At 61.3% G+C, this 17,324-nt stretch carries 12 protein-coding genes and 2 pseudogenes; 3 read left to right on the top strand and 11 right to left on the bottom strand.

What is annotated here, in order from left to right:
• Positions 1 to 33 precede the first annotated feature (33 nt).
• Positions 34 to 5,127, bottom strand: a complete 5,094-nt coding sequence (locus IAE40_RS04650; RefSeq protein ID WP_200602747.1) for an RHS repeat-associated core domain-containing protein — start codon at positions 5,125 to 5,127, stop codon at positions 34 to 36.
• Between the two features lie 106 nt (positions 5,128 to 5,233).
• Here IAE40_RS04650 and IAE40_RS04645 point away from each other — a divergent pair, with 106 nt between their 5' ends.
• The 3 genes and pseudogenes from IAE40_RS04645 to IAE40_RS25985 form a co-directional block, all read left to right on the top strand.
• On the top strand, positions 5,234 to 5,653 hold the full coding sequence (locus IAE40_RS04645) for a phasin family protein (RefSeq protein WP_197893366.1): 420 nt from the start codon (positions 5,234 to 5,236) through the stop codon (positions 5,651 to 5,653).
• Between the two features lie 10 nt (positions 5,654 to 5,663).
• Positions 5,664 to 6,038, top strand: a pseudogene (locus IAE40_RS25990) (phasin family protein); the annotation flags it as partial.
• Positions 6,039 to 6,080: 42 nt separating this feature from the next.
• Positions 6,081 to 6,419: pseudogene (locus IAE40_RS25985) on the top strand (hypothetical protein); the annotation flags it as partial.
• Between the two features lie 143 nt (positions 6,420 to 6,562).
• Here the strand turns inward: IAE40_RS25985 and IAE40_RS04635 are convergent.
• The 10 genes from IAE40_RS04635 to pyrR form a co-directional block, all read right to left on the bottom strand.
• A complete protein-coding gene (locus tag IAE40_RS04635; protein ID WP_197893364.1) occupies positions 6,563 to 7,177 on the bottom strand; it encodes a TetR/AcrR family transcriptional regulator in 615 nt (204 codons plus the stop codon).
• A 4-nt stretch (positions 7,178 to 7,181) separates the two neighbouring features.
• On the bottom strand, positions 7,182 to 8,864 hold the full coding sequence (gene phaC / locus IAE40_RS04630; RefSeq protein WP_112899346.1) for a class II poly(R)-hydroxyalkanoic acid synthase: 1,683 nt from the start codon (positions 8,862 to 8,864) through the stop codon (positions 7,182 to 7,184).
• A gap of 136 nt (positions 8,865 to 9,000) precedes the next feature.
• Positions 9,001 to 9,852, bottom strand: coding sequence for a poly(3-hydroxyalkanoate) depolymerase (gene phaZ / locus IAE40_RS04625; protein ID WP_063546564.1), 852 nt, complete (start codon positions 9,850 to 9,852; stop codon positions 9,001 to 9,003).
• 60 nt (positions 9,853 to 9,912) lie between these two features.
• Positions 9,913 to 11,592, bottom strand: coding sequence for a class II poly(R)-hydroxyalkanoic acid synthase (gene phaC, locus IAE40_RS04620; protein WP_200602746.1), 1,680 nt, complete (start codon positions 11,590 to 11,592; stop codon positions 9,913 to 9,915).
• A 233-nt stretch (positions 11,593 to 11,825) separates the two neighbouring features.
• On the bottom strand, positions 11,826 to 12,203 hold the full coding sequence (locus IAE40_RS04615; protein ID WP_063546560.1) for a gamma-butyrobetaine hydroxylase-like domain-containing protein: 378 nt from the start codon (positions 12,201 to 12,203) through the stop codon (positions 11,826 to 11,828).
• A gap of 154 nt (positions 12,204 to 12,357) precedes the next feature.
• Positions 12,358 to 13,701, bottom strand: coding sequence for an ATP-dependent protease ATPase subunit HslU (gene hslU, locus IAE40_RS04610; RefSeq protein ID WP_200602745.1), 1,344 nt, complete (start codon positions 13,699 to 13,701; stop codon positions 12,358 to 12,360).
• Between the two features lie 76 nt (positions 13,702 to 13,777).
• The gene (gene hslV / locus IAE40_RS04605) at positions 13,778 to 14,308 is read right to left on the bottom strand and encodes an ATP-dependent protease subunit HslV (RefSeq protein ID WP_054894845.1); all 531 of its coding nucleotides are present in this window, start codon (positions 14,306 to 14,308) and stop codon (positions 13,778 to 13,780) included.
• A 178-nt stretch (positions 14,309 to 14,486) separates the two neighbouring features.
• A complete protein-coding gene (locus tag IAE40_RS04600; protein WP_054894844.1) occupies positions 14,487 to 15,758 on the bottom strand; it encodes a dihydroorotase in 1,272 nt (423 codons plus the stop codon).
• A complete protein-coding gene (locus tag IAE40_RS04595) occupies positions 15,755 to 16,759 on the bottom strand; it encodes an aspartate carbamoyltransferase catalytic subunit (protein WP_054894843.1) in 1,005 nt (334 codons plus the stop codon). The genes IAE40_RS04600 and IAE40_RS04595 overlap by 4 nt, the downstream gene beginning before the upstream one ends.
• Before the next feature lie 12 nt (positions 16,760 to 16,771).
• Positions 16,772 to 17,290 (bottom strand): bifunctional pyr operon transcriptional regulator/uracil phosphoribosyltransferase PyrR, encoded by a 519-nt coding sequence (gene pyrR, locus IAE40_RS04590; RefSeq protein WP_054894842.1) that lies wholly within the window; start codon positions 17,288 to 17,290, stop codon positions 16,772 to 16,774.
• Positions 17,291 to 17,324: the final 34 nt, after the last annotated feature.

The raw sequence follows: 17,324 nt of genomic DNA, 5'->3' as shown, positions 1-17,324 counted from the left end.
GCAGCAGGGAAGCATGCAACAGGTGCTCGTTGCTCAGGCTTGCTGGTCGTGATGATGACGGGCGCCGATGCCCAAGCCCAGCATCGCCTCCATGCCCATGGTCATGCCAACCAGTCGGAACGGTGCGGTGGAAGCCAGACGTGAGAGCAAGTCCAATGCCAGCGTGCTGCCAACGCTCTGCACCCCGCTGACCATGTCCGAGGCAGTGCTGTATGCAAATCTTGAGCCACCAATGAACTCGGCTTGCATTGCCCGCCCTCCAGCCTCCAGCGTCTGACCCAGCGGCTGTAGTTCGATAGCCAGCGTTCTGTCTTGAACGGCATATACGCTCATTCTCCCGACCCTGGGGGCCGCGCTGCGAACGCCACGCAAGGCTGTTTGTGCCGCTCCACGAGCGAAGCCCGCCCCCAGGGTGAGGACAGCGCCTGCCACGCCTAGGCCAAATGCCACCCAGTCGAGCGTACGGGCGGTGGCAGGGTCATGGTCGCGCACCACTTCAGCAGCTATGCCGACTACGCCGGCAGCGAGTATCAATGCGCCGCCTGCGACCATCATGCCTGCTGCCAACGTCATGCCCGTAGCCATGATCGCCGCCACGCCAGCCCCCATGGTCAGCACTCCCACGACGACACCAAGTAGTACGGCCGCTGCGATGCCCACCCATCCCCAGAACGAAATATGTCCATTCGGATCAGGGCAATTGACCGGATCCAGATAGGCATAAATGTTGTACCCCCCGGCACCGAAAGGGCTCCAGCTGTCGGGCGTGGTGAAACGCATGAGCGAGGGGCTGTATTGGCGTTCACCCAAGTGATAGACGCCGCTGACGTCGTCATACAGCCCGCCAGTCCAGGCCGCCGATAGAGGTGCATCGCTGATGCCGAAGGGGGAGCACTTGATCAGTTTCGGATCCAGAGTTCCGTCCAGGGTAATCAGCGGTGTACCCACACGGTCAGCGCAGATAAGCAGCGGTTTGTCGGTATCGGGGTGTGTAGTTGCGCAAACCTCTTCGGCAAGCCTGCACAGACGCAGGGTTTTTTCGCCCCGGCGTTCGCTGACCAGCAGCGGCATGGTCATGCTCGGGTCATAGTGCCAATCGGTACGTTCGGTCAACTTGCTGCGCGAGCGCAACCGGCCTTGAGGATCGTAGTGATACAGATAGGTGTGCTCTGCGTCTTTCAGGCTGGCCAGCCGATTCAGGGCGTCGTAGCTCAGCGTCTGGCCTTTTTCATTTTTGGTCATGCAGCCATTGGCGTCGTATTTCAGCTCGATGACAGCGGGGTAATCGGCATGTGTGTGAGAGATTTTGCTCAGTTGGCAAGGCACCTGCGGATTATCGTAGTGGAAGGTTGCGGTATCCGAGCCACCGTCGAAGTGGCTGATGCAGGTGACGATGTTGCCCAGCGCGTCGTTGGTCAGTTCCAGTTTGGTGATGGCTTTACCGAAGGAATCCAGGTTCAGCTCGGAGCCTGAGCATTCGTAACCGCTAAGCATGTTGCGGTTGTCATAACTGAAGCTTTCCTTGCGTACGGTCTGCCCCTTGGCGATGACAGTGCGCGTGGCCAGTTGGTGGTTCTTGCGATAGGTGTGCTGGACCGTGACTGCCTTGCTTTTGTCGGCGGGTACGATGCGACGTTCGACTTCTTCTCCGAGCGCATTGTAGGAATATTCGATGGTCAGCTTTTCCGCGCTTTTCTTGCGCGTTATTACCTGCGACTTCATGCGGTTGAACGCACCGTATACGGCGGTGACCTTGATGTCCGGATCATCGACTTCCACTACGTTGCCGCGGGCATCGTACCTGCGGGCTTGCGTGACTCCGGCAACATCTTTATAGCTGGTGCATCTGCCATTGGGGCTCCATGCCAATGATTGCGTAAGTGCTGGCTGGTCCTTTGCCGGCACTATCGTTTCGTTGACGGGGCGACTGAGTGCACCGTAGCCAAGTGTGACGTCGAGGCCGCTCTGGTCCGTGTACTGGCTGAGCAGGCCGGTACCCTTGGCGTAGCTGAACTGATGATGAAGGTCTTTGCCTTTTATGGATTTCGCGGCGCTGCCCAGTTGGGGAATGCTTTCATAGGTCAAGGTTCCGCGCGGTGAAACTTCTTTGGCGGGATCCAGGCGGTTATCGGTGTAGGTGAAGGTTCGTTGACCTGTACTGGTGCTGGAAACCAGACGCTCGAGGCCATCGAATACCTGTGTTCCAAGTGCGTGAACGGTTTCTCCTGCTGTCAGTGTGATGGACTCGATCAATTCCCGACTGGAATGTGTGGGGTAGGTCTTGTTCAGCACGCTGCCATCCGGGTAGGTGGTAGTGGTGACACGTCCGAACACGTCGTAGGCGAAGCTTGTCAGCTGGCCCTGTTCGTCTGTCACCGAAGTGCGTTTACCGGCATTGTAGGTCTGGCTGGCAGTAGAGTGTGGCGTGACGGTAAGGGTGCGACTGTCCTTGGCGGCGACTGACAGAGCAAGGCGATGCACGTTGGTGACATTGCCGCGCGTGTCCAGAAACTGCATTTCACATAAGCCGAACGGTTTGCTGTTCACGCAGTCGAACGGTACCTTTACCTTGTTGATCACGTTGTCGTCGTTGATCCAGAACCTTATGTAGCCGTTCATTGTGCCTGCACCTAGCTCTGCCTGAGCCGAACTTTCGACTGCAGTGTTGTCAAAGTATACTTTGACGATCGCTCGATATTCAGCCGTGTCCCACGCAACGGTATAAATATAGGCTGTGGTGCTCGCATCGCCTGATGAATCTTTTTCGATATCGAAACGGGTATTGTCGAGATACTGCGTGAGTGCAGTTCGGTGGACGGGCGTTGAGCTAGAGTAGTCGTAGTCGATAACTTCACGAACCTTTCCGTCCACGTAGCTTTTTTTCTGCAGGCAGTACCATTCGTTTTCAGGGTCTGAACGGCATTCCCAAACCTCGATTTCCTGGTTCCTGTTGTCGTAGATCGACAGTGTCTTGGCTCCGGTGGTGTCGGTGTGCTGGATGTAGCCACTCAGTGCTAAGCTGGGGGCTTTATCATCCTTGAATTTCAGCGTGTCTGGCAATGCCAGGCCGTGCTCATAGGTTTCTGTCGTTTCGAACTCACTGCCCGAGTTATTGAGGGTCTTGGTCAGGCGGCCTAAACCGTCCCATGTATAGCTGGAAATGTTTCCAGAAATATCCTGTTCTTTCAGGACCAAACCGGTGCGCGTCGACACGGTACTGCTTGTGGTACATGTCAAATCGTCACGCGTCGTCAGTGTTGCAATGCGTTCTGTCTGTCCGGCTATTGAGTGGATGTAAGAAATTTTGAGTTTTTCAGTCAAGTTAGTGTTGTCGCTATTGACGTCGGCAGGCCATTTCGCTTTGTTCAAGCAGGTTTGGAGTGCCTGCCTTTCAATAATTTCAGAGTGACTTTCATATGAGCTCATTTCGTCGACTTGCAAGTATTCGCTGTTGTTGGCGTCAGTGTGATAGCTCTCGATGTGGTCAATCGTTTGGTGTTTCAGTTTTTCAGATTGATAGCGATTTGTAATAAGCGCTTCAGGCAGGTAGGTGATTTGCCCTTTGAGTGGAGTGGTAGTTTGTTTATGTGCGGTGTAGAAGTAAAAGCGCTCAAGGTAGGTACTTTTTTCTGCCGTGTCAGGGATGGTTTTTTCGTAAGCGATCAGGTTGCTTTCAGCGTTGTCCAACAGGTAGCTTAATGTTTTTTTCTCCTGGTTTTCTATCGCCTCGATCAGACGTCCGTGACTGTCGTATTTCCAGGTTTTTGTCAGCTGGGTCGCATTATTAATCAGGGATGTTTCTTTTGTGATTGAGAAGAGTTCGTTGTAAGTGTAGTTAACCGTTTTTGTACGTTCTTTCAGTTGCGACTGCTTTTTTTTGAAATCTTCTCGAGTGCCGCATTTAGACGAATATGAAGTCGATAGGTCAGTATGAATGGTGTTCTGACCGATTAGTCTGTCTCTTGAAGTGGATAGCAGTACGCATTCAATATATTCTAAAGAGTCCTCGGTGGGGTTGTTTAAGATATCATCGAAGGTCTTTTTTGGAATGCTTGACTCACTCCTTGAGAGGAGTGCGCCTTTTGTGTCGTACTCAAGGCCGGTGCGTTCAATGAAATGCTGATCTACATAGCGCAAAATTATAGTATACGATGTGTTTGAGTCTGTGTGGGCTTGCAGGAATAGCGTGAAGTCGTCTTCCGTGGCCTGAGCCTGAACTCTTGCGCGGAAATTATAGAACGCTTTTTCTACGCGGCCGGAGGGGGAGCGTATCCTGCTCAGGGGATAAACACCAGGTTTATATGAGAGCATTTTTTTTTTGCGTTCGTAGTCAAACTTCCAATTCAACGGTGGTTGCACACTGCTGTTTTCGATACCTAACAGGTGATTTGATTTCAGTTCTAGGGCGAAGGTTCTCTGCTCGTCCTGATCTGGCCAGAGCTTGATGACAGGGGCCTTTGCCGCGTAGTCGATCTGAAGGAGCTGTTCCTTGTCGGTATGCAGGGAATGAATGCTCTTCAATTTGACACTGTTGGCCGCTTCGTCAATCTCCCAGTCCAGCGTCATGCCAACGCCGAATGCAGAGTAGCGAGACGTACAGGGGCAGAGATCGATTTTTCCGGCCGTCAGAAATTCGATGATCCCTGTGCTTCGATAGGTGACCCGGTAGCCCACGCCAGGCTCTTCTTTCAGGAACACATCACCGTTGCTGTCCGTCAAGTTCAGGTTTTCGTCTACTTGGTAAAGACGGCCGTCTGATAGCGAAAGCAACTTCGATTTTTTGTTATAGACCGTCGCGGGGATCCGCCATCCCAGACCCAGTCCAAAATCGTTCTGATTGAGCGGCGAATAAAAAAGGCGAATATCGTAGTTGGGGTTGACCAATGTACCCAGGAGAATGTTTGCCGAGAACGTCAGTGTTCTGGGATCGACGCCACTTTCGATGTAGCTGTGGAAGTTTACTTTTCCGCCATGTGTGCTGGTGCTCATATTCATGTCTTCCTGAGGGGGTGTCACCTCATCTAATAGGCTGGTTTCTGCGTCTGCAACTAGCATTTTTAACAGGTAAGCGCTTGAAGCGTGACGCCCGTGCGGCGGCAAGGCGTTGCTATAGAGGAGTTCCAGCACAGTCACCAGCTTAGGGTGATGATTCTAATTTCCTCCCCTACCTTATGCTCAAGCCCGACTTCCATGGGCAGTTCCTCCCTCCCTCTACGAGCATGAGGCAACCAGTATGGCCAAAGTGAATCTCAAGCAGCAGGACGACGCCCAAGGCACCCTGAGTGAAGTGCGCGGCTACGCGCGCAAGATCTGGCTGGCAGGCATCGGCGCATACGCCCGGGTCGGCCAGGAAGGCTCGGAGTACTTCAAGGAGCTGGTCAAGGCCGGTGAAGGCGTCGAGAAACGCGGCAAGAAAACCCTCGACAAGAAGCTCGACGCGGCCAACGGCCAGCTCGATGAAGCGGCCGAGGAAGTGAGCCGGGTACGTGGCAAGGTCGAGGTCCAGCTCGACAAAATCGAAAAGGCTTTCGACGCACGGGTGGCCCGCGCCTTGAATCGCATCGGCATTCCGTCTAAACATGACGTTGAGGCGTTGTCCATCAAACTCGAACAGCTGACCGAGTTGCTCGAGCGTGTCGCGCGCAAACCATAAGGAGAGCAGGATGGCTGGCAAGAAGAACACCGAAAAAGAAGGCAGCTCCTGGATCGGCGGGATCGAGAAGTACTCCCGCAAGATCTGGCTGGCAGGCCTGGGGATCTACTCCAAGGTCGACCAGGATGGCCCCAAGCTTTTCGATTCGCTGGTGAAGGATGGCGAGAAGGCTGAAAAGCAGGCGAAGAAGGATGCCGATGCGGCCAAGTCGGCGACTACCTCGCGAGTCTCCGATGTGAAGGATCGCGCGCTGGGCAAGTGGAGCGAGCTGGAAGAGGCCTTCGACAAGCGTCTGAACAGTGCAATCTCGCGTCTGGGCGTTCCTAGCCGTAACGAGATCAAGGCGCTGCACCAGCAGGTCGACAGCCTGACCAAGCAGATCGAGAAGTTGACAGGCGCCTCAGTGGCACCGGTGTCCAAGGCCTCGGCGTCGAAGTCCGCAGCGAGCAAGACCGCTGCCAAGCCATTGGCCAAGGCTGCGGCGAAACCCGCTGCCAAGCCAACTGCCAAGACTGCTGCGGCAAAACCCGCTGCCAAGACCGCCGCGGCTAAACCTGCGGCCAAGCCCGCTGCCAAAGCTGCAGCTGCCAAGCCGGCCGCCAAGCCTGCGGCGAAACCCGCAGCCAAGCCGGTAGCCGCCAAGCCTGCGGCAGCGAAGAAACCTGCTGTGAAGAAAGCCCCGGCCAAGCCGACTGCAGCCAAGCCGGCTGCCGCGAAGCCCGCCGCTCCGGCCGCAACCACGGCACCGGCAGCAAGCGCAGCAGCAACTGGCAATACGCCGTCGGCACCGGTGAGCCCAGCTAGCCAAAGCTGATATCGCGGCGTGCGTTTCGCGGGCAAGTCGCATCGGTGAACCGCCGCTGCGACTTGCCCGCGAATGCGTCAGTGGCAACACCGCAACTTCAGCCCCTACACTTCCAGATATTTCCCCGCCAACTGCTCCGCCGCCCTGCGCGCCGGTTCCTGCAGATGCGGTGCCACCAGCATCATCACCTGGTACACCACGATCCCCACATCGCCCTCGCGCCCCAGTACCCGCTGGTAATCCAGCGAGAACAGCAGTGTCAGCGTGATCTGCTCCACCAGTTGCCCCAGCGCCTGGGTCTCGCTCACCACCAATCCCTGGCTCTTGAGACTGGCCAGCAGCGCCGCCAGGGTGCGCTTGATCGCATTGATCAGCCCGCGCATGCCGCGTGCCAGCTTGGGCAGGCGGCCGGTGAGATTGGACAGGTCCTGGAACAGGAAGCTGTACTGCGCCATGCGCTCGACGATCAGGTGCAGGAACAGCCAATAGTCCTCGGCATCCAGGCGCACCTCCAGTGGTGGATCGAGCAGCGGCATCAACTCGTCTTCGAACCGCTCGAACAGGCCCAGTACCAGCGGCTCCTTGCCGTGGAAGTGGTAGTAGAGGTTGCCCGGGCTGATGCCCAGCTCGTTGGCGATCTCCAGGGTCGAGACGTTCGGCTCGCCCTGGCGGTTGAACAGCTCAAGGGCGCAGGCCAGGATGCGGTCGCGGGTCTTCATGGGCTCAACGTGCCATCACGTAGGTGCCAGGCGCCGGCCCGAGCGGTGGGTAGGAGGGGCTGCCCAGTTCGGTCTTCGGCGGTCTGAGGCTGCCTGAGCGGCGTGAGATCCACTCCAGCCACTGCGGCCACCAGGTGCCGTCGCTACGGGTGGCATCGTGGAACCAGGCGCGAGGGTCGCTGGAGAGCCGAGGGTTTTCCAGGTAATAGGCCTTGGGGTTGCCGGGAGGGTTGATGATGCTCTGGATGTGCCCGCTGTGCGACAGCACGAAGCGTCGCTCGCCGCCCAGCAGCAGGGCCGAGCGATACACCGCGTCCCAGGGTGTGATGTGATCGTTGCTGCCAGCCACGGTAAAGCTGTCGACCGTGACCTGCCCGAGGTCGATCGGTGTGCCGCACACCTCCAGGCCACCCGGCTGCACCAGTGGGTTGAGCTTGAAGAAGTCCAGCAGCTCGCCGTGCAGGGCTGCAGGCAGGCGAGTGTTGTCGGCGTTCCAGTAGAGAATGTCGAAGGCGGGTGGCGTCTTGCCGAGCAGGTAGTTGTTGACCCAGTAGTTCCAGATCAGGTCGTTGGGGCGCATCCAGGCGAAGATCCGCGCCACCTCGCCGCCATCGAGCACGCCGCGCTGGTAGGAGCGTCGCTTGGAGGCCTCGAGGGTCTGTTCGTCGGCGAACAGGCTGGCAGGGCTGTCGAACTGGCTGTCGAGCAGGCTCACCAGGTAGGTGGCGCTGCGCACCTTGCGCAAGCGCCCCTTGACCTGCAGATGCCCCTGCAGCGCGGCCATGGTCAGCCCGCCGGCACAGGCGCCCATGAGGTTGGGGTCGCGGTTGCCGCTGATGCTGCGACAGGCGTCCAGCGCTTCCTCCAGTGCCTGTACGTAGCTCGAAAGGCCCCATTCGCGGTGGCACGGGTCGGGGTTGCGCCAACTGACCATGAACACCTGCAGGCCGTTCTTGAGCATGTATTGCACGAAGCTGTTGGTCGGCCCCAGGTCGAATACATAGAACTTGTTGATCTGCGGCGGCACCACCAGCAGCGGGCGGGTGTACTGTTTTTCGCTCATCGGCTTGTACTGGATCAGCTCCAGCAGCTCGTTGCGAAATACCACCGCGCCGGGGGTTGCGGCCAGATTGCTGCCGACTTCGAAGGCGCGATCGTCGACCTGGCGCGGCAGGCCGTCGTTGTGGCGCAGGTCGTCGAGCAAGTGGGCGAGGCCGCGCACTACGCTCTGGCCACCGGTGTTGAGCATTTCCTTGACCGCCAGTGGGTTGAGCAGCGAGTTGCTTGGTGAAACGGCGTCGGTGAGCAGGTTGAACAGAAAGTGCGCGCGGGCTCTGTCGTCATCGTCCAGCGAGCTTTCCTCGATCCACTGGCGGGTCTGCTTCTGCCAGGCCAGGTAGGCCTGCAGGCCGCGCCGGTAGAAGGGGTTCTGGCTCCAGGTCGGATCGCTGAAGCGCGCGTCCCGAGGATGCGGCTGGTGGGGTGTGTCGCCGAGCAGCACGCGGCCCAGCTGACCGCCGAGGCTCAGCAGATGATGGGCGGTGTGCAGCGGATTGCGCAGGCCGATGCGTCCGACCTGACGCAGGGTCGAAATCAGGTCGCGACCGCGCAGGCCGGCAATGGCGTTCTGCACGTTCATGCTGGTGGCCGGGATCGGTGTCGTCCCCTTCGCCGGTTTGTCCTTCATGGCAACAATCCCTCGTCGATCCTTGTCTGCGGTGCTGCCTTCGCGGGCAAGCCCGCTCCCACCTGCACTGGATCTGTGGGAGCGGGCTTGCCCGCGAAGGCAGCACCGCCGAGTAACTGAATGTCCTGGCGCCCGCTTACCTGCGCGCCACCGGCCGCGGATGCATGACCGCACGCTGACGCTCTTCCTGGAGGAATTTCATGATGATCGGGGCGACGGCCTCGGCGCGGGTGATCAGGAACAGGTGGCCATCATCGATTATGTGTAGCTGGGCATTGGGAATTCGCCAGGCCAGCAGGCGCATGTTGATCAGCGGAATCAGCGGGTCATCGTCACCGGCCAGCACCAGGGTCGGCTGGTGGATCTTGTGCAGCCAGTGGATGCTCGTCCAGCCAAGCCCCGCGAACAGTTGCCAGTAGTAGCCGGTCTTGCCCCCGGAGCGCACCTTGGAGGCGTGGTGCAACGCCAGGTCCGGGTCGCGGCGGAAGGCGCCGCCATAAATCATCGGCGCAATGCGGATCACGTGCGACGGCTGCACATAGCGCCGCGGGCTGGCCATCATCCACAACACCTTGGGCTTGCCGGGCACCATGAAGGCCCCCGCAGCGGTGGCGGCGAGCACCAGTTTCTTGCAGCGCTCGGGATAGTCGTGGGCAAACTGCTGGGCCAGCGCCCCGCCCCAGGACACGCCGATGACATTGACCTGGCCGTAGTCAAGGTAGTCGAGCATGCGTGCGGTGAGCTTGGCCAGGCCCGGGAAACGATAGGGGTGGCGGGGCGTGGACGAGCCGCCGACACCGGGTACGTCGAAGGCGATGACCTCAAGGTCCGGGTCCAGCGCCTCGATGAATGGGAATACCAGCTCGAGGTTGGCGCCAATGCCGTTGAAGATCAGCAGCGGCGTCAGGTGTGGCTTGCCGGGGCGGACGGCGGTGCGGATGGACTGGTTGTCCAGCTCGACGGTCCTGAATACGTAGGGTTGCGACATGCGCCTGACTCTGTGATGGATGAAGCGCCGCAGCCCGCCGGGTGGCCGCGGCGGTGCGACTCAACGCTCGTGCACGTAGGTCCCCGGGGCCGCTTCGCCCGCGCTGTAGGCGCGATTGCCCAGGCGCGTCGGTGCTTTCTTCAGCTCACCGGCGCGTTCACCCAGCCAGGCCTGCCAGTGCAGCCACCAGGAGTCGGCGTGCTTGATCGCGTTCTCCTGCCAGGCCAATGGGTCGTCCGGGCGGTCTTCACCGGTCAGGAAGCGCGCCTTGGGGTTGCCTGGCGGGTTGAGGATGCTCTGGATATGGCCGCTGTTGGAGAGCACGAACTCGATCTTGCCGCCGAACAGGTGCGCCGAGCGGTAGCACGACTGCCAGGGCGTGATGTGGTCGGCGGTGCCGGCGACGCTGTAGATATCGCACTGCACTTTCTTCAGGTCGATGGCGGTGCCGGAGACTTCCAGCGCGTCGGCGCGGGTCAGCGGGTTGGTCTTGAACATCTCGATCAGGTCGCCGTGGAAGGCGGCCGGCAGGCGTGTGGTGTCGTTGTTCCAGAACAGGATGTCGAAGATCGGCGGCTCGTTGCCGAGCAGGTAGTTGTTGACCCAGTAGTTCCAGATCAGGTCATTGGGACGCATCCAGGCGAACACCTTGGCCATGTCGCTGCCTTCGAGCACGCCGGCCTGGTAGGAGTGGCGCTTGGCGGCTTCGAGGGTCTGTTCGTCGACGAACAGTGCCACTTGGGTATCGACCGTGGTGTCGAGCACGCTCACCAGCAAGGTCAGCGAATTGACCTTGGTTTCGCCCAGCGCGGCGTAGTGGCCCAGCAGCGCGGTGCAGGTGATGCCGCCGGAGCAGGCACCGAGCATGTTCAGGTCTTTGGCGCCAGTGATAGCCAGCACCGCGTCCACTGCTTCCTTCAGAGCGTCGATGTAGGTCGACAGACCCCACTCGCGCTGGGCCTTGGTCGGGTTGCGCCAACTGATGATGAAGGTCTGCTGGTTGGAGCGCAGGCAGAAGCGCGCCAGGCTCTTTTCCGGGCTGAGGTCGAAAACGTAGAACTTGTTGATCTGTGGCGGCACTACCAGCAGCGGGCGGCTGTGCACCTGCTCGGTGATCGGCCGGTACTGGATCAGTTCCAGCACGTCGTTGCGAAACACCACTGCACCTTCGCTGGTGCCGAGGTTCTTGCCAACCTCGAAGGCTTCCATGTTCACCTGGCTGGGCATGCCGCCATTGTTGAGCATGTCCTTGGCGAGGTTGGACAGGCCATCGAGCAGGCTCTTGCCGCCCGTCTCGAAGAAGCGCTTGACCGCCTGCGGGTTGGCCAGTGTGTTGGTCGGCGCCATGGCTTCGGTCATCAGGTTGATGACGAACTGGCCGCGGCTGACATCCTGGGGCGACAGGTCACTCTCGGCGATCCAGTCGTTGAGCTCCTTGCGCCAGGCCAGGTAGGTCTGCAGGTAACGGCGATAGAGCGGATTCTGGCTCCAGGCCGGATCGCTGAAGCGACGGTCATCGCTCTCGGGATGCAGGTTGGACTTGCCTAGCAGCACGTTTTTCAGTTCCAGGCCGAAATGGGCCACATGCTTGGCGCTGTGCAACGGCTGACGCACCGCCTGGCGCAGTACGGTGCGCGCGGAGCTCAGCAGGTCCTTGCGACGAATGCCGATGACCGGATTCAGGCCGAGGGTGTTTTCCGAGGCCTGTTTCTGCAACTCATCGTTGTTCTTGTTACTCATCTACGACGCTCCGTTGTCCTGAGACGAGTACCGGCTGGCTGTGGCGGGTACACAGACGACCGCCCGGTACTGCTGCTCGGGTGACCAGTGATAACGAACAGATGCAGGAACTTGCCAGCCCCATTGGTTACCCGACTTTCATGCAATGCGCAAGACAGCCAGTCATTGGCTGTCTGTAAGTCATTCAAACAGAACACATTAGAAAATGCGCTCTAACGCCTGGGAAGCTTGACCTAGAGCATGAGCTTGACCACTGACTCGACCGGGTCGCGGGATTTGCCGGCTTTGTGCAGTTCGTCGAGGTACTCGGCCCACAGCTGTTCCTGGCGCAGGCACAGTTGCTCGAGGTATTCCCAGGTGAACAGGCCGCTGTCGTGGCCGTCGTCGAACGTCAGTTTCAAGGCGTATTGGCCGGCAGGTTCCAGGCCGCTGAGGCCGACGTTGATCTTGCCGAACTGCAGGATGGGGTTGCCGTGGCCCTGGACCTCGGCGGAGGGGGAGTGCACGCGCAGGAACTCGGCGGGCAGGTGATAGACCTCGCCGGGGGCGTAGGTGAGGGTCAGGGTCTTCGAGGCTTTGTGCAGGTTGATGGCGGTGGGGAGACGGGCCATGGGGGGAAATCTCTCGGGAGCTGATGGAACAAGCTTCCAGCTTCTGATGGAGGGATTCAAGGGCCCATTCGCGGGCAAGCCCGCTCCCCAGGGGCACCACATACTTCGGCACTGTGGTGACCTCTGGGGAGCGGGCTCGCCCGCGGTGGTGGTATTACAGGATGTAACGCGACAGGTCTTCGTTCTGCGCCAGCTCACCGAGGTGGCTGTTCACATAGGCGGCGTCGATGTTGATCGGCGTCTCGTCATGGGCGCTGGCCAGGTCGCCGGCACTGAACGACACCTCTTCGAGCAGGCGCTCGAGCAGGGTGTGCAGGCGGCGGGCTCCGATGTTCTCGGTCTTCTCGTTGACCTGGAAGGCGATCTCGGCCAGGCGCTTGATGCCTTCGTCGGCGAAGGCGATGTTCAGGCCTTCGGTCTTGAGCAGCTCGCGGTACTGTTCGGTGAGCGAAGCGTGCGGCTCCTTGAGGATGCGCTCAAAGTCCTGCGGCGTCAGGGCCTTGAGCTCGACGCGGATCGGCAGGCGGCCCTGCAGCTCCGGTACCAGGTCGCTCGGCTTGCTCAGGTGGAACGCACCGGAGGCGATGAACAGGATGTGGTCGGTCTTGACCATGCCCAGCTTGGTGTTGACCGTGCAGCCTTCGATCAGCGGCAACAGGTCGCGCTGCACGCCTTCGCGGGACACATCGGCGCCGCCGACGTTGCCGCGCTTGGCCACCTTGTCGATCTCGTCGATGAACACGATGCCGTGCTGCTCGACGGCTTCCAGGGCCTTGGCCTTGAGCTCTTCCTCGTTGACCAGGCGGCTCGCCTCCTCGTCACGGACCATCTTCAGCGCTTCCTTGACCTTCAGCTTGCGTGCCTTGCGCTTGCCTTTGCCCATGTTGGCGAACAGGCTCTGCAGCTGGTTGGTCATCTCTTCCATGCCGGGCGGCGCAGCGATTTCGACGCCCACCGCATCGGCGACTTCGATCTCGATTTCCTTGTCGTCCAACTGGCCTTCACGCAGGCGCTTGCGGAACAGCTGGCGAGTGTTGGAGTCGCTGCTGGACTGCTGGGCTTCCTCGTTGAAGCTGCTGATCCGCGCCTGCGGCAGCAGGGCGTCGAGGATGCGGTCTTCGGCGGCGTCTTCGGCGCGGTGGCGCACACGGACGATTTCCTGCTCGCGCAGCATTTTCAGCGCAGCATCGGCGAGGTCGCGGATGATCGACTCGACATCACGGCCAACGTAACCGACTTCGGTGAACTTGGTCGCTTCGACCTTGATGAACGGAGCATTGGCGAGCTTGGCCAGGCGTCGGGCGATTTCGGTCTTGCCGACGCCGGTAGGGCCGATCATCAGGATGTTCTTGGGGGTGACTTCGGCACGCAGCTCGGCAGGCAGCTGCATGCGCCGCCAGCGGTTGCGCAGGGCGATGGCGACGGCACGCTTGGCGTCGTCCTGGCCGATGATGTGGCGGTTGAGTTCGTGGACGATCTCGCGGGGGGTCATGGACATGGTGAATTGGGTCCTGGGGTGTGGTGAGTCAGCGTGGGAAAAAGTCCCGCAGTGAGCGGGACACCAGATCAGCTGATCACTCGGCCAGGTCCTGCTCCTCGATGGTCAGGTTGTGGTTGGTGAACACACAGATGTCACCGGCGATATTCAGTGCGGTCTCGGCGATTTCGCGGGCCGAGAGATCGGTCTTGTTCAGCAGGGCGCGGGCTGCGGCCTGTGCGTAGGCGCCACCGGAACCCATGGCGATCAGGCCGTCTTCGGGTTCGACCACGTCACCGTTACCGGTGATGATCAGCGAGGCGTCCTTGTTGGCCACGGCGAGCATGGCTTCCAGGCGGCTCAGCGAGCGGTCGGTGCGCCACTCCTTGGCCAGTTCGACGGCCGCACGCACCAGGTGCCCGGAGTGCTTCTGCAGTTGCGATTCGAAGCGCTCGAACAGGGTGAAGGCGTCGGCGGTGGCGCCGGCAAAGCCTGCAATGACCTCGCCGTTGTACAGGCGACGGACCTTCTTGGCGTTGCCTTTCATGACGGTGTTGCCGAGGGATACCTGGCCGTCGCCGCCCATGACGACTTTGCCGTTACGGCGGACAGAAACGATGGTGGTCAAGAGAGAGTCTCCACGCAGCGGGGCGAAAATGCCTGTTGCAGACTCATATGGGGGGAGGTGGGAAGGATTTCAACCGGGGGGGATGAATGGTCGGATTGGCAGTGGCATTGAAGTGGGGCCTTCGCGGGCAAGTCGCAGCGGCGGTTCGCTGCTACGACTTGCCCGCGAAGAGGCCTACTCAGGCCTCGTGGCAGACATGCCCATCGACCAGGGTGTAGCGCACTGCGCCCGGCAGACAATGCCCGATGAACGGGCAGTTTTCGCCACGGGAGAACCACTGCTCGCCGGCCACGGTGGAGGCGCTCGGGTCGAACAGCACCAGGTCTGCCGCACCACCGACCTTCAGCTCGCCCGCCGGTAGGCGCAGCGCCTGGGCCGGGCCGCTGGACAGCCGTGCCAGCAGGGTCGGCAGGTCGAGCAGGCCGTCCTCGACCAGGGTCATGGCCAGCGGCAGCAGCAGTTCGACACTGCTGATCCCCGCTTCGGTGGCGCCGAACGGTGCCAGCTTGGCATCGCGCTCGTGGGGCTGGTGGTGGCTGGAGATCGCCTGGATGACGCCCGACTTCACCGCCTCGCGCAGGCCATCGCGGTCGGCCGGGGTGCGCAGCGGTGGCTGTACGTGGTACAGGCTGGAGAAATCGCGCAGCGCCTCGTCGGTGAGGATCAGCTGGTACAGCGCCACGTCGGCCGTGACTGGCAGCCCCAGTTGCTGGGCCTGGGCGATCAGCCGTGCGCCGCGGGCGCTGGTGATCTGGGTGAAGTGCGCTCGCACGCCAGTCTGTTCGACCAGCAGCAGGTTTCGCGCCAGCGCCACGGTCTCGGCGGTTTCCGGTATGCCCGGCAAGCCAAGGAAGCTGGCCATGGCACCTTCGTGGGCCAGGCCTCCGGCTGACAGGTCGCGGTCCTGGGAGTGGAACACCACGGTCAGGTCGAAGGTGGCGGCATATTCCAGGGCGCGGGCCAGGGTCCGGTTGTTGGGGATCTCCTTGAGGCCGTTGCCGAAGGCCACGCAGCCGGTGTCGCGCAGGGCCACCAGCTCGGCCAGTTGCTCGCCTTCCAGGCCCTTGGTCAGGGCGCCAATCGGGTAGACCTTGCTGTTGGCTGCCTCGCGGGCACGGTCGAGGATCAGTTCCGCGACGGCCGAGGTGTCGAGCACCGGTTTGGTCTGCGGCGGGCAGCACAGGCTGGTGACGCCGCCGGCCACGGCCGCGCGGGTTTCGCTGGCAATGTTGCCCTTGCGGCTGTAGCCCGGCTCGCGCAGGGCGACGTCGAGGTCGACCAGGCCAGGTGCGGCCACCAGGCCGTCGGCCTGGATCGTGCGGCTGGCGCTGAAGCCTGCTGGCGCTGCGCCGAGGGCAAGGATGCGACCGTTCTCCAGGTGCAGGTCGGTGATCTGGTCCAGGCCGCTGCTGGGATCGATGACCCGTGCGCCGATGATGCTGATGGTCACAGGGCGTTCTCCTGGTCGAGTTGACGTTGCGCGTTCTGGCCGCTCATGGCCATCGACAGTACGGCCATGCGCACGGCGATGCCGTAGGTCACCTGGTTGAGGATCACCGAGTGCTTGCCGTCGGCCACCGCCGATTCGATTTCCACGCCCCGATTGATCGGGCCCGGGTGCATGACGATGGCGTCCGGCTTGGCGCCGGCCAGGCGCGCGGTGGTCAGGCCGAACAGGCGGTAGAACTCGCCCTCGCTGGGCAGCAGGCCACCGGCCATGCGCTCACGCTGCAGGCGCAGCATGATCACCACGTCGACGTCCTTGAGGCCCTCGGCCAGGTCGGTGTAGACCTTGACCCCGTACTGCTCGATACCGATCGGGATCAGCGTCTTCGGGCCGATCACACGGATGTCCGGGCAACCCAGGGCCTTGAGCGCGAGCATGTCGGAGCGGGCTACGCGCGAGTGCAGGATATCGCCGACGATCGCCACCGAAAGGTTCTCGAAGCTACCCTTGTGCCGACGGATGGTCAGCATGTCGAGCATGCCCTGGGTCGGGTGGGCATGGCGGCCATCGCCGCCGTTGATCACCGCGACCTCCGGGCACACGTGCTCGGCGATGAAGTGCGCGGCGCCGGAGTCGGAGTGACGCACGACGAACATGTCGGCAGCCATGGCTTCCAGGTTGCGCAGGGTATCAAACAGGGTCTCGCCCTTGCTGGTCGAGGAGGTCGACACGTTCAGGCTGATCACGTCGGCCGACAGGCGCTGGGCGGCCAGTTCGAAGGTGGTGCGGGTGCGGGTGGAGTTCTCGAAGAACACGTTGCACACGGTCTTGCCGCGCAGCAACGGAACCTTCTTGACGGCCCGGGCGCCAACTTCGAGGAAGGAGTCGGCGGTGTCGAGGATCTCGGTGAGCAGTTCGCGGGGCAAACCGTCGAGGGAGAGGAAATGGCGTAGCTGGCCCTGATCGTTGAGCTGCAGCGGGCGCTTGGCGTCGAATGGCGTCATCGCGGGGGACTCTTAAAGGGCGGATGCGGGGGCGAGGTCCTGGCGCTCGAGGGCGAGCGGGGCGGGTCCGGTCAATTTTACCCGTTCATGGGCCGCCAAGGACAGCGTCGCACCGAGCACATTCGGGCGGATCGGCAATTCGCCTGCGTCCAGGTCGAGCAGGCAGACCAGGGTCACGCTGGCCGGGCGCCCATAGTCGAACAGCTCGTTGAGCGCAGCGCGGATGGTTCGACCGCTCATCAGCACGTCATCCACCAGCACCAGGTGCTGGCCTTCGATCTCGAACGGCAGCTCGGACGGGCGCACCTGCGGGTGCAGGCCGTTCTGGCTGAAGTCGTCGCGGTAGAACGACACGTCGAGGGTGCCCAGGGGGCTCTGGTCGCCAAGCGCTTGCTGCAGGGCCTGGGCAACCCACACGCCACCGGTGCGGATACCGATGAAACGTGGCTCGGCGATGGCGCGGCGCGCCAGGTGGGCGCGAAGGTCGACGGCCATCTGCCGGATCAGGTCGGCGGGATTGGGTAGGCTCATTGCGTGCTCCTTGGGGCGCCGGCATCGCCGGCAG

Source organism: Pseudomonas sp. S44 (assembly GCF_016624805.1).
GTDB lineage: Bacteria > Pseudomonadota > Gammaproteobacteria > Pseudomonadales > Pseudomonadaceae > Aquipseudomonas > Aquipseudomonas machongensis.
The sequence above is the reverse complement of the archived record's forward strand: the minus strand, read 5'-3'. Positions and strand labels throughout refer to the sequence as shown.

Coding starts and splice junctions, on each gene's coding strand:
- phaC (WP_200602746.1), bottom strand. CDS start 11,592: ATGAGTAACAAGAACAACGATGAGTTGCAGAAACAGGCCTCGGAAAAC.
- pyrR (WP_054894842.1), bottom strand. CDS start 17,290: ATGAGCCTACCCAATCCCGCCGACCTGATCCGGCAGATGGCCGTCGAC.
- hslU (WP_200602745.1), bottom strand. CDS start 13,701: ATGTCCATGACCCCCCGCGAGATCGTCCACGAACTCAACCGCCACATC.
- IAE40_RS04645 (WP_197893366.1), top strand. CDS start 5,234: ATGGCCAAAGTGAATCTCAAGCAGCAGGACGACGCCCAAGGCACCCTG.
- IAE40_RS04615 (WP_063546560.1), bottom strand. CDS start 12,203: ATGGCCCGTCTCCCCACCGCCATCAACCTGCACAAAGCCTCGAAGACC.
- IAE40_RS04595 (WP_054894843.1), bottom strand. CDS start 16,759: ATGACGCCATTCGACGCCAAGCGCCCGCTGCAGCTCAACGATCAGGGC.
- IAE40_RS04635 (WP_197893364.1), bottom strand. CDS start 7,177: ATGAAGACCCGCGACCGCATCCTGGCCTGCGCCCTTGAGCTGTTCAAC.
- phaZ (WP_063546564.1), bottom strand. CDS start 9,852: ATGTCGCAACCCTACGTATTCAGGACCGTCGAGCTGGACAACCAGTCC.
- phaC (WP_112899346.1), bottom strand. CDS start 8,864: ATGAAGGACAAACCGGCGAAGGGGACGACACCGATCCCGGCCACCAGC.